This window comes from Aquisalimonas lutea (genome assembly GCF_030409225.1).
Taxonomy (GTDB): Bacteria; Pseudomonadota; Gammaproteobacteria; order Nitrococcales; family Aquisalimonadaceae; genus Aquisalimonas; species Aquisalimonas lutea.
The window spans coordinates 94796-110459 of the sequence record NZ_JAUFPK010000007.1 but is presented as its reverse complement, the minus strand read 5'-3'; the positions used below and the strand labels follow the sequence as shown (position 1 = coordinate 110459).

At 70.5% G+C, this 15664-nt stretch carries 15 protein-coding genes and 2 riboswitches; of the genes, 10 read left to right on the top strand and 5 right to left on the bottom strand.

Annotated elements, in window-relative coordinates:
- Positions 1-4 precede the first annotated feature (4 nt).
- Entirely contained in the window at positions 5-649 is a 645-nt protein-coding gene (locus QWY84_RS18265; protein ID WP_290204380.1) for a 2-hydroxychromene-2-carboxylate isomerase, read from the bottom strand.
- Between the two features lie 189 nt (positions 650-838).
- Here QWY84_RS18265 and QWY84_RS18260 point away from each other — a divergent pair, with 189 nt between their 5' ends.
- From QWY84_RS18260 to QWY84_RS18245, 4 genes are all read left to right on the top strand, one after another.
- Positions 839-1396 carry an OsmC family protein gene (locus tag QWY84_RS18260; RefSeq protein ID WP_290204379.1) on the top strand — a complete coding sequence of 186 codons (558 nt, stop codon included), beginning with the start codon at positions 839-841 and terminating at the stop codon, positions 1394-1396.
- A gap of 100 nt (positions 1397-1496) precedes the next feature.
- The gene (locus QWY84_RS18255; protein ID WP_290204378.1) at positions 1497-2366 is read left to right on the top strand and encodes a LysR substrate-binding domain-containing protein; all 870 of its coding nucleotides are present in this window, start codon (positions 1497-1499) and stop codon (positions 2364-2366) included.
- A 148-nt stretch (positions 2367-2514) separates the two neighbouring features.
- On the top strand, positions 2515-3777 hold the full coding sequence (locus QWY84_RS18250) for an MFS transporter (RefSeq protein ID WP_290204377.1): 1263 nt from the start codon (positions 2515-2517) through the stop codon (positions 3775-3777).
- A gap of 139 nt (positions 3778-3916) precedes the next feature.
- The gene (locus QWY84_RS18245) at positions 3917-5011 is read left to right on the top strand and encodes an NAD(P)H-dependent flavin oxidoreductase (RefSeq protein WP_290204376.1); all 1095 of its coding nucleotides are present in this window, start codon (positions 3917-3919) and stop codon (positions 5009-5011) included.
- 65 nt (positions 5012-5076) lie between these two features.
- Here QWY84_RS18245 and QWY84_RS18240 read toward each other — a convergent pair whose 3' ends face one another.
- Both QWY84_RS18240 and QWY84_RS18235 read right to left on the bottom strand, forming a co-directional pair.
- Positions 5077-5481 (bottom strand): DUF4168 domain-containing protein, encoded by a 405-nt coding sequence (locus QWY84_RS18240; RefSeq protein ID WP_290204375.1) that lies wholly within the window; start codon positions 5479-5481, stop codon positions 5077-5079.
- A 128-nt stretch (positions 5482-5609) separates the two neighbouring features.
- Positions 5610-6536, bottom strand: coding sequence for a LysR substrate-binding domain-containing protein (locus tag QWY84_RS18235; RefSeq protein ID WP_290204373.1), 927 nt, complete (start codon positions 6534-6536; stop codon positions 5610-5612).
- A gap of 104 nt (positions 6537-6640) precedes the next feature.
- Here QWY84_RS18235 and QWY84_RS18230 point away from each other — a divergent pair, with 104 nt between their 5' ends.
- The 4 genes from QWY84_RS18230 (at position 6641) to QWY84_RS18215 (ending at position 10185) form a co-directional block, all read left to right on the top strand.
- Positions 6641-7510, top strand: coding sequence for a DMT family transporter (locus QWY84_RS18230; protein WP_290204371.1), 870 nt, complete (start codon positions 6641-6643; stop codon positions 7508-7510).
- A gap of 124 nt (positions 7511-7634) precedes the next feature.
- Complete coding sequence (locus QWY84_RS18225) at positions 7635-9080, top strand: TrkH family potassium uptake protein (protein WP_290204370.1); 1446 nt, start codon at positions 7635-7637, stop codon at positions 9078-9080.
- A gap of 203 nt (positions 9081-9283) precedes the next feature.
- The gene (locus tag QWY84_RS18220) at positions 9284-9844 is read left to right on the top strand and encodes a TetR/AcrR family transcriptional regulator (protein ID WP_290204368.1); all 561 of its coding nucleotides are present in this window, start codon (positions 9284-9286) and stop codon (positions 9842-9844) included.
- Positions 9841-10185, top strand: coding sequence for a DMT family transporter (locus QWY84_RS18215; RefSeq protein WP_290204366.1), 345 nt, complete (start codon positions 9841-9843; stop codon positions 10183-10185). Before QWY84_RS18220 ends, QWY84_RS18215 begins: the two co-directional genes overlap by 4 nt.
- A gap of 52 nt (positions 10186-10237) precedes the next feature.
- On the opposite strand, the gene QWY84_RS18210 is transcribed toward QWY84_RS18215, so the two are convergent.
- Positions 10238-11266: a permease gene (locus QWY84_RS18210; protein ID WP_290204365.1), complete on the bottom strand. Its 1029-nt coding sequence runs from the start codon at positions 11264-11266 to the stop codon at positions 10238-10240.
- A 222-nt stretch (positions 11267-11488) separates the two neighbouring features.
- On the opposite strand from QWY84_RS18210, the gene QWY84_RS18205 reads away from it, so the two are divergent.
- A complete protein-coding gene (locus QWY84_RS18205; RefSeq protein WP_290204364.1) occupies positions 11489-12400 on the top strand; it encodes a LysR substrate-binding domain-containing protein in 912 nt (303 codons plus the stop codon).
- A gap of 114 nt (positions 12401-12514) precedes the next feature.
- Here QWY84_RS18205 and QWY84_RS18200 read toward each other — a convergent pair whose 3' ends face one another.
- Complete coding sequence (locus QWY84_RS18200; RefSeq protein ID WP_290204362.1) at positions 12515-13174, bottom strand: HupE/UreJ family protein; 660 nt, start codon at positions 13172-13174, stop codon at positions 12515-12517.
- Between the two features lie 106 nt (positions 13175-13280).
- Positions 13281-13488: riboswitch (cobalamin riboswitch) on the bottom strand.
- Between the two features lie 70 nt (positions 13489-13558).
- Positions 13559-13767, top strand: a riboswitch (cobalamin riboswitch).
- A 137-nt stretch (positions 13768-13904) separates the two neighbouring features.
- On the opposite strand from QWY84_RS18200, the gene QWY84_RS18195 reads away from it, so the two are divergent.
- A complete protein-coding gene (locus QWY84_RS18195; RefSeq protein WP_290204361.1) occupies positions 13905-15650 on the top strand; it encodes an AAA family ATPase in 1746 nt (581 codons plus the stop codon).
- The last annotated feature ends 14 nt before the right edge of the window (positions 15651-15664 follow it).

Sequence of the window (15664 nt, the reverse complement as noted above, 5' to 3'; positions counted from 1 at the left end):
CCGGTCACGACGTACCGCTGTCACCGCGCCCGGGATCCGCCGCACTTGCCGCCGCCTCGGCATGAGCGTCCCGCCACCACTGCAGCGCCTCGTCGAGCCGGTCATGGCCCCAGAACAGCTCGTCGCCGACCACGAACGTCGGCGCCCCGAAGATCCCGCGGGCGACGGCATGCTCCGTATTCATGCGCAGGCGGGACTTCACGTCGTCGTCCTGCGTGGCCGCCAGCGTTCCGGCGGGGGCGGCCACAAGCCCATCCAGGCAATCGCGCAGCACGCCCGCATCCGCGATATCCGCATCCGCGGCGAAGCCCGCGGTAAAGACCCGGCGCACGAACTCCGGCACCCAGGAGGCGTCGGGCTCGGTACACACGACCCGCGCGGCGAGCAGGCCGTTGCGCGGGAACTGCGACGGCTTCCGGAACGCCAGCTGCGCACGGGCGCAGATGCGCTCGAGATCCCGCCACATGTACCGCCCCTTGGCCGGGTACAGGTTGAACGGCGAGTCGTTCCACCCCTGCTGGCGAAAGATCGGGCCGAGCAGGAACGGGCGCCACGCCACGGGGCACCCCAACCGCCGGGCGGCGCTGTCGATGCGCATGGCAGCGGGATAGGAATAGGTGCTGGCAAAATCGAACCAGAACTCGATCATGCGCGGCCTCGCTCGTCCCCGCCCGGGACCGTTCGGAAGACAGACCCGATCATCCGCCCGGGGTGCCCGGGAAGGCAAGACCCCGGCAGGTGAGCGTTGCTCACCTGCCGGGGAGCAGCGCTCGCTTGCCCGCCGCTGCCGTGTGGAGAACAGTTGACGCTGCTGTTCATCGCCACGGGAGGCCCGGAAATGAGGCGCCATCTGATCCACCACTATCAGGTCAACACGGCCTGGACGGGCAACGCCGGGACAGGGACGAGCGGCCCGAAGGCCTGCAGCGGCAACCATGCGCTGCTGGTGGAGGGCAAGCCGCCCCTGCCCGGCTCCGCGGACCCCGCATTCCCGGGCGGCGCCGGACGATCCACACCCGAGGAGCTCCTCATCGCCGCCCTGTCCGCGTGCCACATGCTCTGGTACCTCCACCTGGCGGCCCGTGAGCACGTCATCGTTCAGGCGTACACCGACCGGGCCAGCGGCACCCTGGTCACCCCGCCGGGCGGCGCCGGCTATTTCTCCGAGGTGACACTGCGCCCGACGGTCTCCGTGCCGGCGGCAACCAGGCTCGCGCAGGTGCACGCGCTCCATCGGAGGGCCCGTGCACTGTGCTCCGTTGCACGCCCGGTCCGATTCCCGGTGCACTGCGAGCCCGCCATCGAGCTGGTCAGGGGCGACCCTGCACCCGCGGCGGCATATGCAGGCGACGCCACCGAGCAAGCCGCCGCTCACAGCGAAGGGGAACCGGCGTAGATCCGGCGGGATGCCAGCGCACCGCTGCCGGATGCAGGCATGAACGACGGTCACGCAAACGGGTTATTCTGGACCGCAGGCACCGAACTCGAGGACGCGCGTGCGCCAACGATTACCACCACTGAACACGCTGAGGCTGTTCGAGGCGGCGGCCCGTCTCGGCAGCTTCAAGGCCGCCGCCGGGGAGCTGTCGCTGACGCCCAGCGCGGTGAGCCACGGCATACAGACCCTGGAGGACTGGCTCGGCATCCAGCTGTTCATCCGCTCCCGGCGGGGACTCGAGCTCTCCGATGCAGGCGCCCGGTATGCGCTCACGGTCCGCGAATCCCTGTCCCTTCTGCACCGGGGGACCGAGCAGCTGCTGGGCGCTCCCAGGGATCAGCGGCTCGCCGTGAGCTCCGCGCCCATGATGGCGGCGCGCTGGCTGCTGCCGAGGCTCGCGGATTTTCGCGCACGCCACCCGGATGTCACGGTCCTGGTCGATACCCTGCAGGAGCAGGTATCGCTGCAGCACGGCGCCGCGGATGTCGCCCTCCGCATGGGTCACGGTCCGTGGCCCGGCCTCGCGGCCGACCGGCTGTTCACCGAGCGCCTGCTGCCGGTGTGCGCGCCGGAGCTCGTCGAGCAGGTCCGCGCATCGCCGCAATCCGTAGCCTGCATCCACGTGCGCACGGCGAGCGAGGACTGGAACCGGTGGTGCGAGCGGACCGGCCGCCCGGTTCCGGACCCCGGTCGCGGCCTCGGCTTCGACACCCTGCAGCTCGCCTACGCGGCCGCGGCGAACGGACTGGGGCTGGCGGTCGGGCGACGCCCCCTGGTCGACGTCGAGCTGGACAACGGCTCGCTGGTGGCCCCCTGGCCGGAGGAGGTGGAGACCGACTCCGGCTACTGGCTGGTCGCGCTGGAACACCGCAGCCGCGAGCCCCTCATCGCCGCGTTCCGGCGCTGGGCGCTGGCCATGGTGCAATAGCGCTCCCGACCCCGCCCCGGCCGTGGGTGGATATCGCCTCTCTCCCGCCCGTCGAGTGAACGGCCTTCACCCGACAGTGACCAGAACGCGTTTGCCCCGGCGGGCGGCCGCGAGTGGAATTGATCCATCCACTCCGGAGATCGCCGCCTTGCCGACAGCCCGCACACGAACCCCCGAAATCCCGGCCGGCAGCTCCCTGCCGCTGTCCCTGCTCGTGCTCGTCGGCTGCGCCTGCGGGATCTCGCTGATCACGTTCGGGGTACGCTCCATCTTCGGCCTGTTCACGGACCCGGTGGTGGCGACGCACGCCTGGTCACGGGACGTCTTCGCGCTGGCGATCGCCCTGCAGAACCTCGTCTGGGGCCTGACCCAGCCGTTCGCCGGCGCGCTCGTCGACCGCTTCGGTCCCGTACGGGTTCTTGCCGCCGGGGGACTCGTCTACGCCCTCGGGATCGTCCTGATGGCGGTGGGTACGACGCCGCTGGAGCTGCACCTGAGCGCCGGCGTCCTGGTCGGCCTCGGCATGGGCGGGGCGTCCTACATCACGGTACTGGGCGCGCTCGGGCGGCTCGTGCCGGAGTCACGGCGCGCCTGGGCGCTGGGCGTGGGCACGGCGGCGGGGTCGCTCGGCCAGTTCGTCTTTGCCCCCTTGGGCCAGGCCTTCATCGGCGGATACGGCTGGCAGCAGGCCGCCCTTGTTCTCGCGGGGTTCGTATTGCTGGTTCCCCTGCTCGCCACCGGCCTGCGAGGCTCCCCTGCCGCCTCCGCCGGCAGCGGCACAGGGGGCGGGCCGTCGCTGGCCGCGACGCTGGGCTCCGCGCTCCGGCATCCCAGCTATCTGTTCCTGCTGCTCGGGTTCTCGGTGTGCGGCTTCCAGCTCGCCTTCATCACCATCCACCTGCCCCCGTACCTGAATGACCAGGGCGTCAGCGCCTCGGTGGCGGGCTGGGCCATCGGGGCCATCGGCCTCGCCAATGTCCTGGGCGCCTACGCAGCCGGCTTGCTCGCGGCCCGATTCACCAACCGGAGGCTGCTGTCCGTCATCTACTTCGGGCGGGCGCTCACCATCGCGCTGTTCCTGGTGATTCCCGTCAGCCCGTGGACCGTGATGCCCTTCGCGACGGTCATGGGGCTTCTCTGGCTGTCCACGATACCGCCCACGTCGGCCCTGGTGGCGCTGATGTTCGGCACCCGGTTCATGGGGACCCTGTTCGGGCTCGTGTTCCTGAGCCACCAGGTCGGATCCTTTCTCGGCATATGGCTCGGTGGCGCGGTGTTCGAGCTGACCGCAGGCTACGACGCCATATGGTGGCTGACGGTCGCGTTCGGCGTCGTTGCCGGCTTTCTCCACCTTCCCATCGCCGAGCGACCGGCGCCTGCGTTCGCCGCCGCCGCGACAGCACCGGGGTAACGGGGTAACGCAGCCGGCAACGGCGCGGAAACCACGGAGACCTGGCCTGACCTGCCGAAAGCTTAGTAAGCTCGGACGACACCCCGAAGCCTTCCGGCACCGGAACACCGGTCGCCGCCCAATACGCGAGGAACCGCCGATGCATCAAGCGCAGCGTGGAATCCGGACAGCCGGCCCCGTCGAGCGCGCCGAGCGCTTCTGCAACGATTACGGGCTGGACGTGCCGGTTCTTCTCGCACCCATGGCCGGCGCCTGTCCGGTGGGTCTCTCGATTGCCGTCGCCAATGCCGGAAGCATGGGAGCGATGGGCGCGGTGCTGACGCCCCCCGAGGGCATACGCGAGTGGGTGGATACGTTCCGTGCCGGCAGCGACGGCCCGCTCCAGCTCAACGTCTGGATCCCGGACCCGCCGGCCCGCCGCGACGCGGACGCCGAAGCCCGCATGCGCCGTTTCCTCGCGGGCTGGGGCCCCGAGGTCCCGGAGACCGCCGCGGACACCCCGCTGCCCGAGTTCGAGGCGCAGTGCGAGGCATTCCTGCGCGCCCGGCCGACGGTGGTCTCGTCCATCATGGGGCTTTTCCCGCCGGAGCTCGTGCAGCGCTTCCGGCAGGAAGGCATACGCTGGTTTGCAACGGCGACCACCCTGGGCGAGGCGCAGCAGGCCCGGGATGCCGGGGCCGATGCCGTCATCGCCCAGGGGTTCGAGGCCGGCGGCCATCGCGGCTCCTTCAACCCGGCCCGGGGCGAGCGCCAGTCGGTGGGCCTGCTCGCCCTGCTGCCGCGCCTTGCCGACCACCTGGACATCCCCGTCATCGCCGCCGGCGGTATCGCCGACGGGCGTGGTGTCGCCGCGGCGCTCACCCTGGGGGCAAGCGCAGCCATCGTGGGAACGGGCTTCCTGCGCTGCCCGGAGGCGCAGACCCACGCCAGCTGGGCCGACGCCCTCATGGGCCTGGAACCCGAGGAGACAATGCTCACCCGGGCGTTCACCGGCCGCGCGGGCCGCGCCATTGCAACGGATTTCGTGCAGGCCATGGCGGCCCCGGGCGCGCCGGAACCGATGCCCTATCCGGTCCAGCGGGCCCTGACCGGGCCCATGAAGCAGGCCGGGGCCGCGGCGCAGGACGTCCATCGCATGCAGGCGTGGGCGGGGCAGTCCGCGGCCATGGCCGCGCCGGAACCGGCGGGCGCGCTGGTCGCGCGACTCTGGAACGAGGCCAGGGCCGCGCTGTAGCCACTGCGGCAGCGGCCCGCCGCGGGGGCGCGCAACGCGATGGCCGCACCCGCCGAGGGGCGCTGCTACTGCCGCTGCTCGATCATGCGGACCACTTTCTCGCGCAGGTCCGTATCCCGTTCCAGCGCGGCGGCGACGGCGGAGTATTCCTGAACTTCCAGGCCTTTGGCCTCGATGGCTGCCACCATCTTGTCGTTGGCCTCCTGCTGCAGCGCCTGGGCGTCCTCGGTGGCCTCCGTGCCCTGGAGGCGCTCCGAGTACTCGTCATGAACCTCGCCTACGGCCACGTAGGCATCCGCGAAGCGCTCCAGGGTCTCGTCATCGAATTCCTGCTGTTCCTGCATCGGTTCCGGAGCCTGCTCCTGCTGCGCGCTCTGGCCGCCCTGCTCGTCCTGGCCGTAGAGCATCAGGGGCAGGAGCAGCCCGGACAGCAGCGGAACCACGACACGGAGGCTTGTTCGGTGTTTCATCGGTGGGTCTCCTCGGACAGCGCGGGATGGACGGGTCGCGGGCGAGCGTCCCGGGGCCACTGCAAATGACGGACATCGCATAGCCGCACAGGTTCCGCGCGGCCCGTTCGGCGCGCCTGCCTCACCGCCTACCGCGACCCGGGAGCCTGGCGACGCTCCTGGGCGGCCTCCCCCGGCACCCGTGCGCCATCCAGCCGTTCCTGGAGCTGCATGGCGAGCTGCCGCGCCGGCTCGCTCGGACGCCCGGGGCTGCGGTGCAGGGCCACCTCGATGGCGGGCATCTCCGGGAGCCCGTCGTCCGGGCCGAGAACGCGAAGCCCGGCGCCCAGCATCGAGGGGGTCAGCACCGTCACCGCCAGGCCGGCATGCACAGCGGAGCACAGGCCGGACAGGCTGGCGCTGGTATAGGCGACCCGCCACGGCAGGCCGGCGGCGTCCAGCGCGGCAAGAGCGCTGTCGCGGAAGATGCACACGCCTTCCCGGGACAGGGCCAGGGGCAGGGGCGAGCGCTGGTGCGTGTCGTGAACGGGCGACCCGGCCCAGACCAGGGGCTCGCGGCGCAGGACCTCGCCCCCGGGGCTCTTGGGCTGGCGCGTGACCACGGCCAGATCCAGCGTGCCCGATCGCACCTCCGTGATCAGGTCCACGCTCAGCCCGCACTTGACCTCGAGGTCGACGCCCGGGAACCGGGATTCATACGCCGCCAGCGCCTCGGGCAGATACACCACGTAGTCGTCGGGAATGCCCAAGCGGACAACGCCGTCCAGGCGCTGCTCCAGAATGTCCTGCCAGGCCAGGGCGTTCTGCCGCAGCATCTGGCGCGCATGGGCCAGGAGCCGCTCACCGGCCGGCGTGGGCGCGGCCAGGCGCTGGCCGCGCTCCAGCAGCTGGCGCCCCAGGGTTTCCTCCAGACGGGCCATGTGGGCGCTGACCGTGGATTGCGCCAGGTGCAGCCGCTCCGCCGCCGCCGTGAATCCGCCGGCCTCCACCACGCCCACGAACGTCTGCAGGACCACGAGATCCAGCGGCCTGCGCGGTGCAGCATCAGCCATCATGATTTATGATCACCTGATTACGATACTTCGTTTCCATGATTACCTCCCTGCTCCTACCGTAAGCGTCGTCACGAGGCACGGCAAGCACGGTCGAGGGGAAGAAAATGGTCAACTGGGCGGCGGTTACAGGCATATCCGCGGGGCTGTTCACGGTGTCCCTCTGGGGCAGCCTGCCCGTCCTTCGCAGCCTGGCGGCGCTGCCGCCCATGCTGGTGGCCGCCGTGGCCATGGCGTGCGCCGCCGGGCTGTCGACCCTGATGGCGCACCTTCAGGCACCGCCGGAGGCCCAACGGCAAACCCGGGACTGGCGCTACTGGGCCGGCGGCGTCGGCGGACTCGTGGGCGCGCTCTATTTCTACTTCCTGGCGCTGGGAAGCGGTGATCCCGCGCGTATCACGCTGATCACCTATACGTGGCCGCTGGGCTTCGTCCTGATCTGCGACCGCCTCGCCGGCAGAAAGCTGCGGCCGCGGACCCTGCTCGGCTCCGGCGTGGCCTTCGCCGGCCTGGCACCGCTGATACTCGCCGACAGCCAGGGGATCGCCACGCCCGCCGGCGCCTACGCCGCGGGACTGGCCAGCGGCGCCTCGTGGATCGCCTTCTCCGTGTTCCTGCGCCAGGCCGGAGCTCTGTCGGCCCGCGGCTACCACTCCCTGTTCCTCCATGCCGGCCTGGTCGCGCTGGCACTGCACCTGGCATTCGAGACCATGCCGGCGACGACCACCTCCACCGACTGGGCGACGGCGGCGCTCATCGGTATCGGCCCCTACGGACTGGCCTTCATGGCATGGGGCTACGCCCTGCGCCGCGGGCCCGCGAGCCTGCTCGGGGTGCTGACCTACCTGGTGCCGGTGATCGCTGCCGTGCTGCTCGTCCTGCTGGGCTGGAGCACGCCGAGCCCGGAGCTGTTCATCGCGACCGTGGCTGTCGCGGCCGGGGCGCTGCTCAGCCAGGGACCCTGGCTGCGCCAGTAAGGGGTCGAGAATGAGCCAGGCGGCCGTCACGTGCTCGCGGCAGTAACATCAAGCAGTGACATCAAGTGGCGCCGGCATGCTATGATGCAGTGCAACTTGCCCTGCCGGGAGCGCGCTGGCGGCCATGCACTGGTTCGCGGTCCAGAGAATCGTCGGGATCCTGGTGGCACTCTTCAGCGTCACGTTCCTGCCGTCGGTTGCTGTCTCCCTGCTCTACCACGACGGCCAGGCCGTCTACTTCCTGCTGTCCGCCTCCATCGTCCTGATCGCCGGCCTGGCGCTGTCCCTGCCGGTGTGGTCCCACCGCCAGGAAGTTGCCGTGCGCGACGGCTTTCTCATTGTCGCGCTGTTCTGGACGATCCTCGGTGTGGCGGGGGCGCTGCCCCTGATACTGAGCATTCATCTCAGCTTCACCGATGCCGTTTTCGAAGCCATTTCCGGGTTCACGACCACCGGCGCGACCGTCGTCCTCAACCTGGACTCCCTGCCGGCCTCGATTCTCTATCACCGCCAGCAGCTCCAGTGGCTCGGCGGAATGGGCGTGATCGTTCTGGCCGTCGCTATCCTGCCCATGCTCGGGGTCGGGGGCATGCAGCTCTACCGGGCCGAGATGTCGGGGCTGTCCCAGGGCGAGAAGCTCACGCCCCGCATCCAGGATACGGCGCGGGCGCTCTGGGCCATCTACGTGTCCCTCACGCTCGCCTGCGCGGCGCTCTACTGGCTGGCCGGCATGTCGGTGTTCGACGCCGTCGGGCACGCGTACACCACCATCGCCACCGGCGGCTTCTCGACCCACGACGCCAGTTTCGCCCATTTCGACAGCACACTGATCGAGTCCATTGCCGTGGTCTTCATGATGCTCGGCGCGGTCAACTTCTCGCTGCACTTTCTGGCGTGGCGCCGCGGCTCAACCCGGGGCTACCTGCAGGATCCGGAGCTGCGCGTCTTCCTGGTCATCACCCTGACGGCGACCGCCTTGATCGCCCTGCCGCTGGCCATGACACACACCTATGCCGGACCCATCGAGTCGCTGCGCTACGCCCTCTTCCAGACGGTTTCCGTGATCACGACAACCGGCTACGGGACAGCGACGTTCGCCGAATGGCCCCTGTTCGTTCCCTTGCTCCTGGCGACACTGGCATTTATCGGCGGCTCGGTCGCCTCCACCTCCGGCGGCATGAAGGTCATTCGCATCATGCTGCTCTTCCTGCAGGGCTCCCGCGAGGCGTTCACCCTGATCCATCCGCGGGCGGTCTCCAACATCAAGGTGGGCGGGCGGGTGGTTCCGGATGAGGTCATCCGATCCGTCTGGGGCTTCTACAGCCTCTTCGTCCTCACCGCCCTGCTGCTGACCGGATCCATGATGGCGCTGGGGCTCAACCTGGAGACCGCCTTCGGCGCGACGGTGGCCTCCCTGACCCTGCTCGGTCCCGGCCTGGGCGAGGTAGCGACATCCTTTGCCACGGTCGGCGACTCCGTGAAGTGGCTGGCGATCTTCGGGATGCTCGTGGGCCGCCTGGAGGTGTTCACCCTTCTGGTTCTGTTCACTCCCGCCTTCTGGCGTCGTTGACCACCTGAACCGCCCGCGCCAGGCGAGCCGCGTGCCCGCCGCCGGAAGATGCAAGCCGACGCTCCGATCCCCGTCCCGCCTCCGCCTCACGGGCCACTGGCGCCTCCTGCGGCGCGTCACGTTACCCGTCACGGGGCACACGCCCGAAACGGTGCCGGCAGCCAGCATTTTACAACATACCATCCGGATGGTATGTTTTTTCCATGCGTTCCAGCTACAGCAGAAAGAAGCAGCCGGATGTCGTCCGCCGCGAGATATTGAACCGCGGCGCGATGCTGTGCGCGACCAAGGCGGTGGCCAGTGTCTCGCTGCAGGAGGTCGCCGACGCCGCCGGCGTGACGAAAGGCGGCCTGCTGCATCACTTCCCCAGCAAGGAAAGCCTGGTGACGGCCATCGTGGACGAGCTGCTGGAGCGCTTCGAGGCCGATATCGAGGATCTCGCAGGGCAGGATCCGGAGCGTTACGGGCGATTTACCCGTGCCTACATCAACGTCACGTTCGCCATGATGGCCGAGACGGAGCTCGCCCACTGGAAGGCGTTGATCATGATCCTGTTGACCGAGCCCGCACTGACGGAACGGTGGAACCGGTGGCTGGAGCGCAAGCTGGAGGAACACGGGGAAACGGATTCCTCGCCCGAGCTGCAGCTGGCCCGGTTCGCCGTCGACGGTATCTGGTTCGCCGGGCTGCTGGGCAGTGAGCCTGAGCCCCGCGACACGGCGCACGCGCGCGCCAGGCTGATCCGCATGACGGTGCAACCATGAACCCGCTACTCGCCACCTACCTCGCTCTGGCGACGGCGATCGCGCTCGAGGTGATCGGAACGACATTCCTGCAAAAGTCCGAGCAGTTCAGCAGGCTTGTCCCGACGGTTCTGATGGCCGTGAGCTATCTGGGCGCCTTCTACCTGCTATCCATCGCACTGAAGACGATCCCGATCGGTCTCGCCTATGCCATGTGGAGCGGGCTCGGTATCGTGCTGATCTCCCTCATCGGCTACTTCCTTTTCCAGCAGTCGCTGGATCTGCCGGCGATCCTCGGCCTGTCGCTGATCATCCTGGGCGTCGTCATCGTGAACGTGTTCTCCGAGTCGGTCGGTCACTGACCAGGAACCCGGCGCTCATCGTGCCCGGGCGCCACGACCGCGACAGCCGCCGTCAGCCGGTTCCGCCTTGCCCGGGGATCGGTACACCGACAGCATCAACCGTATACCCGGCGACAATCGCCCCGACGACGGCCAGCCCGATATACAGCGCGAACACCCGCAGGTGCACTACCGAGAACACGGCCACGGCGGCATACAGGCTGACGGCCGCGCCGGCGACCAGCAGGGCCATGACCGCACCGGTGGTCATGCCCAGCTCCGCCAGCCCGCGGGCCAGCGGCAGCGCGGCGTAGCCGTCGAGGTAGACGGGCGCACCCACCACGGCCGCCAGGGGCACAGCCAGCCAGTCGCCGCCGTTACCGAGAGTGGCCTCGATGACCTCCGGCGGGATGTAGCGTTGCAGAAGGACCTCCAGCACCAGCGCCAGCGCCAGCCAGCGGGCGATCAGCCGGGCGTTGCCCAGCGCCTCGCGGGCGAAGATCACCCACCCGCTGCGCCCCGACGCCCTGCAGTCGGCCCCATCGGCCACCCCGGCCCGTAGCAGGCGATCGCCGGAGGCGCCGACGGGCAGCGCCCGGGTCGCGGCGCCCGCGAACAGGCCGATGCCGAACGCCGAGGCCGTCTTGGCAACGGCGAACGGCATGCCGAGCACACCGGCGGTCATGGCGAGCATGGCCGGGTCGGTCACCGGCGATGACACCCAGAACGCCATGACCGCCGGCAGCGGCAGCCCGCGCCGGAGGAGAACGGCGATCAGCGGGATCATGGCGATGCCGCACACGGGCGTTACAGCACCGGCGGCGCTGCCGATGACGATGCCCCGCAGCGGGTGCGGGCCCAGGGCCGCCAGGATGCGGTTGGACAGATCCGTGGCCGCCAGGGCGCCGGCCAGTGCCGCGGCGATGGCGATGATCGGCAGCAGGGCCGCCCCCTCGGCAGCCAGCGCCGCCGGGACGCTGGTATCGAGCCGCGGCGTGACGCTGACGAGCAGGACCAGGCCTGCCGTCACCAGCCAGGTGATGAGCTCCCCGTTCCGCCAGGGAGCCGCGTTGCGGGCGGCCGTTGTCGAGTCGGACTGCATGGCGTGACCTTGCACCTGTTCGGCCTGTCCCGGTCCGGTGCCCCCAGTCAATCGACGGGCGGCTCGCCCGGCAAGCAGGAAATTCTTGGCCTTTATCAAATTCAGCTTGATTGCAACCGGGAACTCGATAGGTAAACATGCTGTAATGAATGGATATTCGCGGGAAACAAGGAAGAGAACGTAAATCTCCACTGATCGTCCGTAGCGACTGGAGGCGCTTCCATGACCCCCTCGGCCCGACGTCTGCCGTCACTGACAGCGCTGGCGGCCTTCGAGGCGCTGCTCCGGCGCGGCAGCATTACCCTGGCGGCCCGGGATCTCTCGGTCACGCCGCAAGCGGTCAGCCATCACGTCAAGGCACTGGAAGCGCAGGTCGGCGTCGACCTGATCCGCTACACCAACCGGGAATGGCAGCTGACACCCGCCGGGGAAGCAGGCGAAGCCGCGCTGCGCAGCGCGTTCGACGGCCTGCGGCTGGCCGTGCGCCGCATGCGCGAGGCAACCGACCGCGGGCGCCTGACGGTCAGCGTGGATCCGGCGCTGGCCAGTACCTGGCTGGTCCGTCGCCTGCCCGGCTTCCACGCCGGGTCCCCCGAGACCGAAGTCCTCCTGGACGCCACGACGCGCATCGTCGACCTGGACGCGGGCGAGGCGGACGTCGCCATCCGCTACGGCCGGGGCGAATACGGCGGGCTACGGGCGCAGCGCCTGTTCGACGAGCGGGTCTTCCCGGTATGCAGCCCCGCCCTCGCCGCCGGCGACCCGCCGCTGCGAAGGCCGGCGGATCTCGCCGGGCATACCCTGCTCCATCTGGACTGGCAGCCGGCCGCGGGCGGCTGGCCCGACTGGCCGGACTGGTTGCGGTCGGCGGGTGAGACGAGCGTGGAGGCGACTGGCGGGCCGCGGTTCACGGATCACGCCCTGGCGCTGCAGGCCGCCATGGCCGGACAGGGCGTTGCCCTGGGCAGCTCGCCGCTGACCGCCGACGCACTCGCGGAGGGGTTCCTGATGCGGCCGTTCGGCCCGGTCATCGACAGCGGCTTCGGCTACGACGTGGTTACCCGTGCCGACGAGCCGTCGGAGTCCGTCCACCGCTTCGTCGCATGGATTCTCGGCCAGACGGCTGATCGGTGACGGCTTGACGGCCCGCTACGGTCGTGCCGTCGGCCAGGCAAGCGCGACGCAGGAGCACGGCCATGCGCGCTCCTGCGTCGGCTCCATCTCCGGCGTAAGGCCGCGCAACGGGGCTCAGGCGAGCCCCAGCACGGAGAAGAGCATCCCCTCCACGACCTCCAGCGACAGGAACAGTCCCATGCCGGCCACGGCGGCACCTGCCAGACGCGGCTGGATCGCGGTGGCATCCCGCGCCTGCCAGACATTGCGGGTCATCCAGCCGGCGAGTACCGCCATGCTGTACTGGAGCAGGCCCAGGCCGAGGAGATAGCCCACCAGCACCTGCACGGTGCTACCGGCCTCCGCCGATGCCATGGCCCCGCCGAAGGCAGCCCCGTGGAACAGCCCGGCCAGCGCAAACAGGCCCAGGGCCGCACCGAAGCTCAGGGCACGGCCGGAGAGCACCAGATAGCCGAGCACCAGGAGCGACAGGGCGATCACGGCCTCGATGCCCGGCAGCGCAACGCCGAAGGTCATCAGCACGCAACCGGCGAGCATGGCGCCGATGTACCCGGCTGGCGCGGTGTAGGGCCGCCCGGTGAACGCCGCGGCGACGCCCACCAGCAGGATGAAGAACAGGTGGTCGAAACCGAGCAGCGGGTGACCGACCCCCGAGAGCATCCCGTGCATGAAGGTGGTCATTTCCATGCCGCCGAGCGGATGGTGGGCCAGGGCTGCTGGCGCGACGCCCAGCGCGACAAGCGCCGTAACGGCGCGGGAGATCGATGGTTTCACTGTAGACATCCCCGTGTTTGTTCGAGTGATACGGGGGTGTTGGGCGGCAGATTGGGAGATTCCCTTTTCCGCTCACGGCACACCCCGTCCGTTACCGGTCCCGCCCCGAATGGGGACGCGCATGGCTGGTCTCCTGGCTCGCGGGTCAGCGTGCGTCGTCCCCTTCCCGGCGTATCGCCAGTGGCTACGGACGGGCACTCACCGCTTACAGTCGCGGGGGCGGCTGTGGCATTGACCCGGCACAGGGGTCGCACCACATTCCCATATCCGCGCCGGCGAACGGCCGCCGGCGCACCATGCGCGAACCAACCTGCCCCACCCCGCGGCGGGTGTCAAGCCGCACCGCCCTGGGGGCGGCCGCGTTGACCCTCCGACACCCCGGATCTACAATCCGCCGTTCAAGGTGCTGCCCATGCGGCAGAGAATCGGGAAATGTGGTGCGTGCACCGGGTCCGGCGCACAAGGCCACTGCTGCCCCCGCAACGGTGATCGAGTTCCGTGTTCGCTGACGCCACTGTCCCCGGACGGGAAGGCGCGGACACAAGACGCTGTCGCTCGTAAGCCCGGAGACCGGCCTTGAGCCCATCCACCAGCGAGCGCACGGGTGAGTGCGCAGGGGAGTTGTCATGCCATCCAGCTCGACCGCCCCGCCGGCCGTCCGCCGGCATCGCAGCCAACGCTGCCGCCGTGGTTCGCACCGGGTGCTCGCCCGCGTGTACGGAACGCGCCCATGACCACCGCGACCCAGCGTCCCGCCTTTCCCTTCACCGCCGTGGTCGGCCAGGAGGCCCTGAAGACGGCACTGATCCTGGCGACCATCGCGCCGGCGCTGGGCGGCGTCATGATCAGCGGCCCCCGGGGCTGTGCCAAGTCCACCCTGGCCCGCGGCCTCGCCGACGTGCACCCGGGTACGGCGGAGCGCTTCGTCACCCTGCCCCTGGGGGCCACCGAGGAGCAGCTCATCGGCAGCCTCGACCTCCAGAAAGCGCTGGACGAACGCTCCGTCGCGTTCAGCCCCGGCCTGCTGGCACGCGCCCACGGCGGCGTGCTCTACATCGACGAGGTCAATCTCCTGCCCGACCCGCTCGTCGACTCGCTGCTCGACGTGGCCGCCTCGGGGGTGAACCGCGTGGAGCGCGACGGCATCAGCCACAGCCACGCCGCCGAGTTCCTGCTGATCGGCACGATGAATCCGGACGAGGGCGAGCTGCGCCCGCAGCTGCTGGATCGCTTCGGGCTGGCGGTGGAAATGACGAACCCCGTCGACGTCGCCGAGCGCACCGCCATCATGCGCCAGCGCGTCGCCTTCGAGCACGACCCGCAGGCGTTCGTCGAGCGCTACGCCGACGCGCAGGCAGCTCTGCGCCGGCAGCTCGACGGCGCCCGGGCCGCCTACCCCGGCGTGGACTGTCCCGAGGAGCTCGAGACCCGCATCGTCGAGCGCTGCCTGGCTGCGGACGTGGACGGCGTACGCGCGGACATCACCTGGCGCAAGGCCGCGGCCGCGCACGCCGCGTGGCAGGGGCGCGACACCGTTACCGGAAGCGACGTGGACGCCGTCGCCGAGCTCGTTCTGAGCCACCGGCGGCGCAACGATGCCGCCGCCCCCGACACGCCCGACGCCCCCCCGCCGGGCCAACGGGACGGCGACGACGACAGCGACTCCGGGAGCGGCGGGGCCGACGGCGGTCAAGGCGGGCCGGCCGGCGACTGGGGCGGCATGCCGCCGCGGGCGGTGAGCCCGGCCGGGCGGCGCTCCCTGCCCGCTCACACCGCCCCCGTCGATCCCCGCCCCCGTCCCGCACCGCCCGGCGTGCCGACGACGCCCAGTGCCGAGCGCCACCGCGGTGCCCGGGAAAGCCGCCGCGGCACCCCGGGCCGGGGGCCCGATCCGCGGCGCGTGGACTGGTTCCGCACCGTCGCCGGCCACCGGCTTGCCCCGGAGGGATCGGCGCCGCCCATCCACTACCGGCCGGCCCGGCGCGCCGCCGCGACGCTGAATTGCGTGCTGCTGGATACATCCGGCTCCACCCTGGACAACCGCGCCCTGGCGGAGGCCGAGGCGGTAGTCCTGGGTATCGCGGAACGCGCCTACCACGCCCGTGAGCAGCTAGCCATCCTGGCGTTCGGCAACGACGGCCACCGCTGGCTGCTCACGCCGCGCCGCGCGCCGAAGGACTGCACGCCCTACCTGACCGGGCTCCCGGCCGGGGGCGGCACACCGCTGCGCGGGGCGCTGCTGGCGGCCCGCGACCGCCTGGCGCGGCTGCGCCGCCAGGAACCGCAACTCAGCGGCCGCTTCTACCTGCTCACCGACGGCCTCAGCCGCCAGGCCGTGGCGGACATCGAGCTGGACGCACCGCTGTGGGTCGTCGACACCGAGCGGGCCCGCGTGCCGCTCGGTCGCTGCCGCGAGATCGCGCGGGCGCTGGGCGGCCAGTACGTACCACTCGCCCGCGCCGCCCCGACACCCTGACGGCCATCACCCAC

Coding starts and splice junctions, on each gene's coding strand:
- QWY84_RS18265 (WP_290204380.1), bottom strand. CDS start 649: ATGATCGAGTTCTGGTTCGATTTTGCCAGCACCTATTCCTATCCCGCT.
- QWY84_RS18260 (WP_290204379.1), top strand. CDS start 839: ATGAGGCGCCATCTGATCCACCACTATCAGGTCAACACGGCCTGGACG.
- QWY84_RS18245 (WP_290204376.1), top strand. CDS start 3,917: ATGCATCAAGCGCAGCGTGGAATCCGGACAGCCGGCCCCGTCGAGCGC.
- QWY84_RS18240 (WP_290204375.1), bottom strand. CDS start 5,481: ATGAAACACCGAACAAGCCTCCGTGTCGTGGTTCCGCTGCTGTCCGGG.
- QWY84_RS18235 (WP_290204373.1), bottom strand. CDS start 6,536: ATGATGGCTGATGCTGCACCGCGCAGGCCGCTGGATCTCGTGGTCCTG.
- QWY84_RS18230 (WP_290204371.1), top strand. CDS start 6,641: ATGGTCAACTGGGCGGCGGTTACAGGCATATCCGCGGGGCTGTTCACG.
- QWY84_RS18225 (WP_290204370.1), top strand. CDS start 7,635: ATGCACTGGTTCGCGGTCCAGAGAATCGTCGGGATCCTGGTGGCACTC.
- QWY84_RS18220 (WP_290204368.1), top strand. CDS start 9,284: ATGCGTTCCAGCTACAGCAGAAAGAAGCAGCCGGATGTCGTCCGCCGC.
- QWY84_RS18215 (WP_290204366.1), top strand. CDS start 9,841: ATGAACCCGCTACTCGCCACCTACCTCGCTCTGGCGACGGCGATCGCG.
- QWY84_RS18210 (WP_290204365.1), bottom strand. CDS start 11,266: ATGCAGTCCGACTCGACAACGGCCGCCCGCAACGCGGCTCCCTGGCGG.
- QWY84_RS18205 (WP_290204364.1), top strand. CDS start 11,489: ATGACCCCCTCGGCCCGACGTCTGCCGTCACTGACAGCGCTGGCGGCC.
- QWY84_RS18195 (WP_290204361.1), top strand. CDS start 13,905: ATGACCACCGCGACCCAGCGTCCCGCCTTTCCCTTCACCGCCGTGGTC.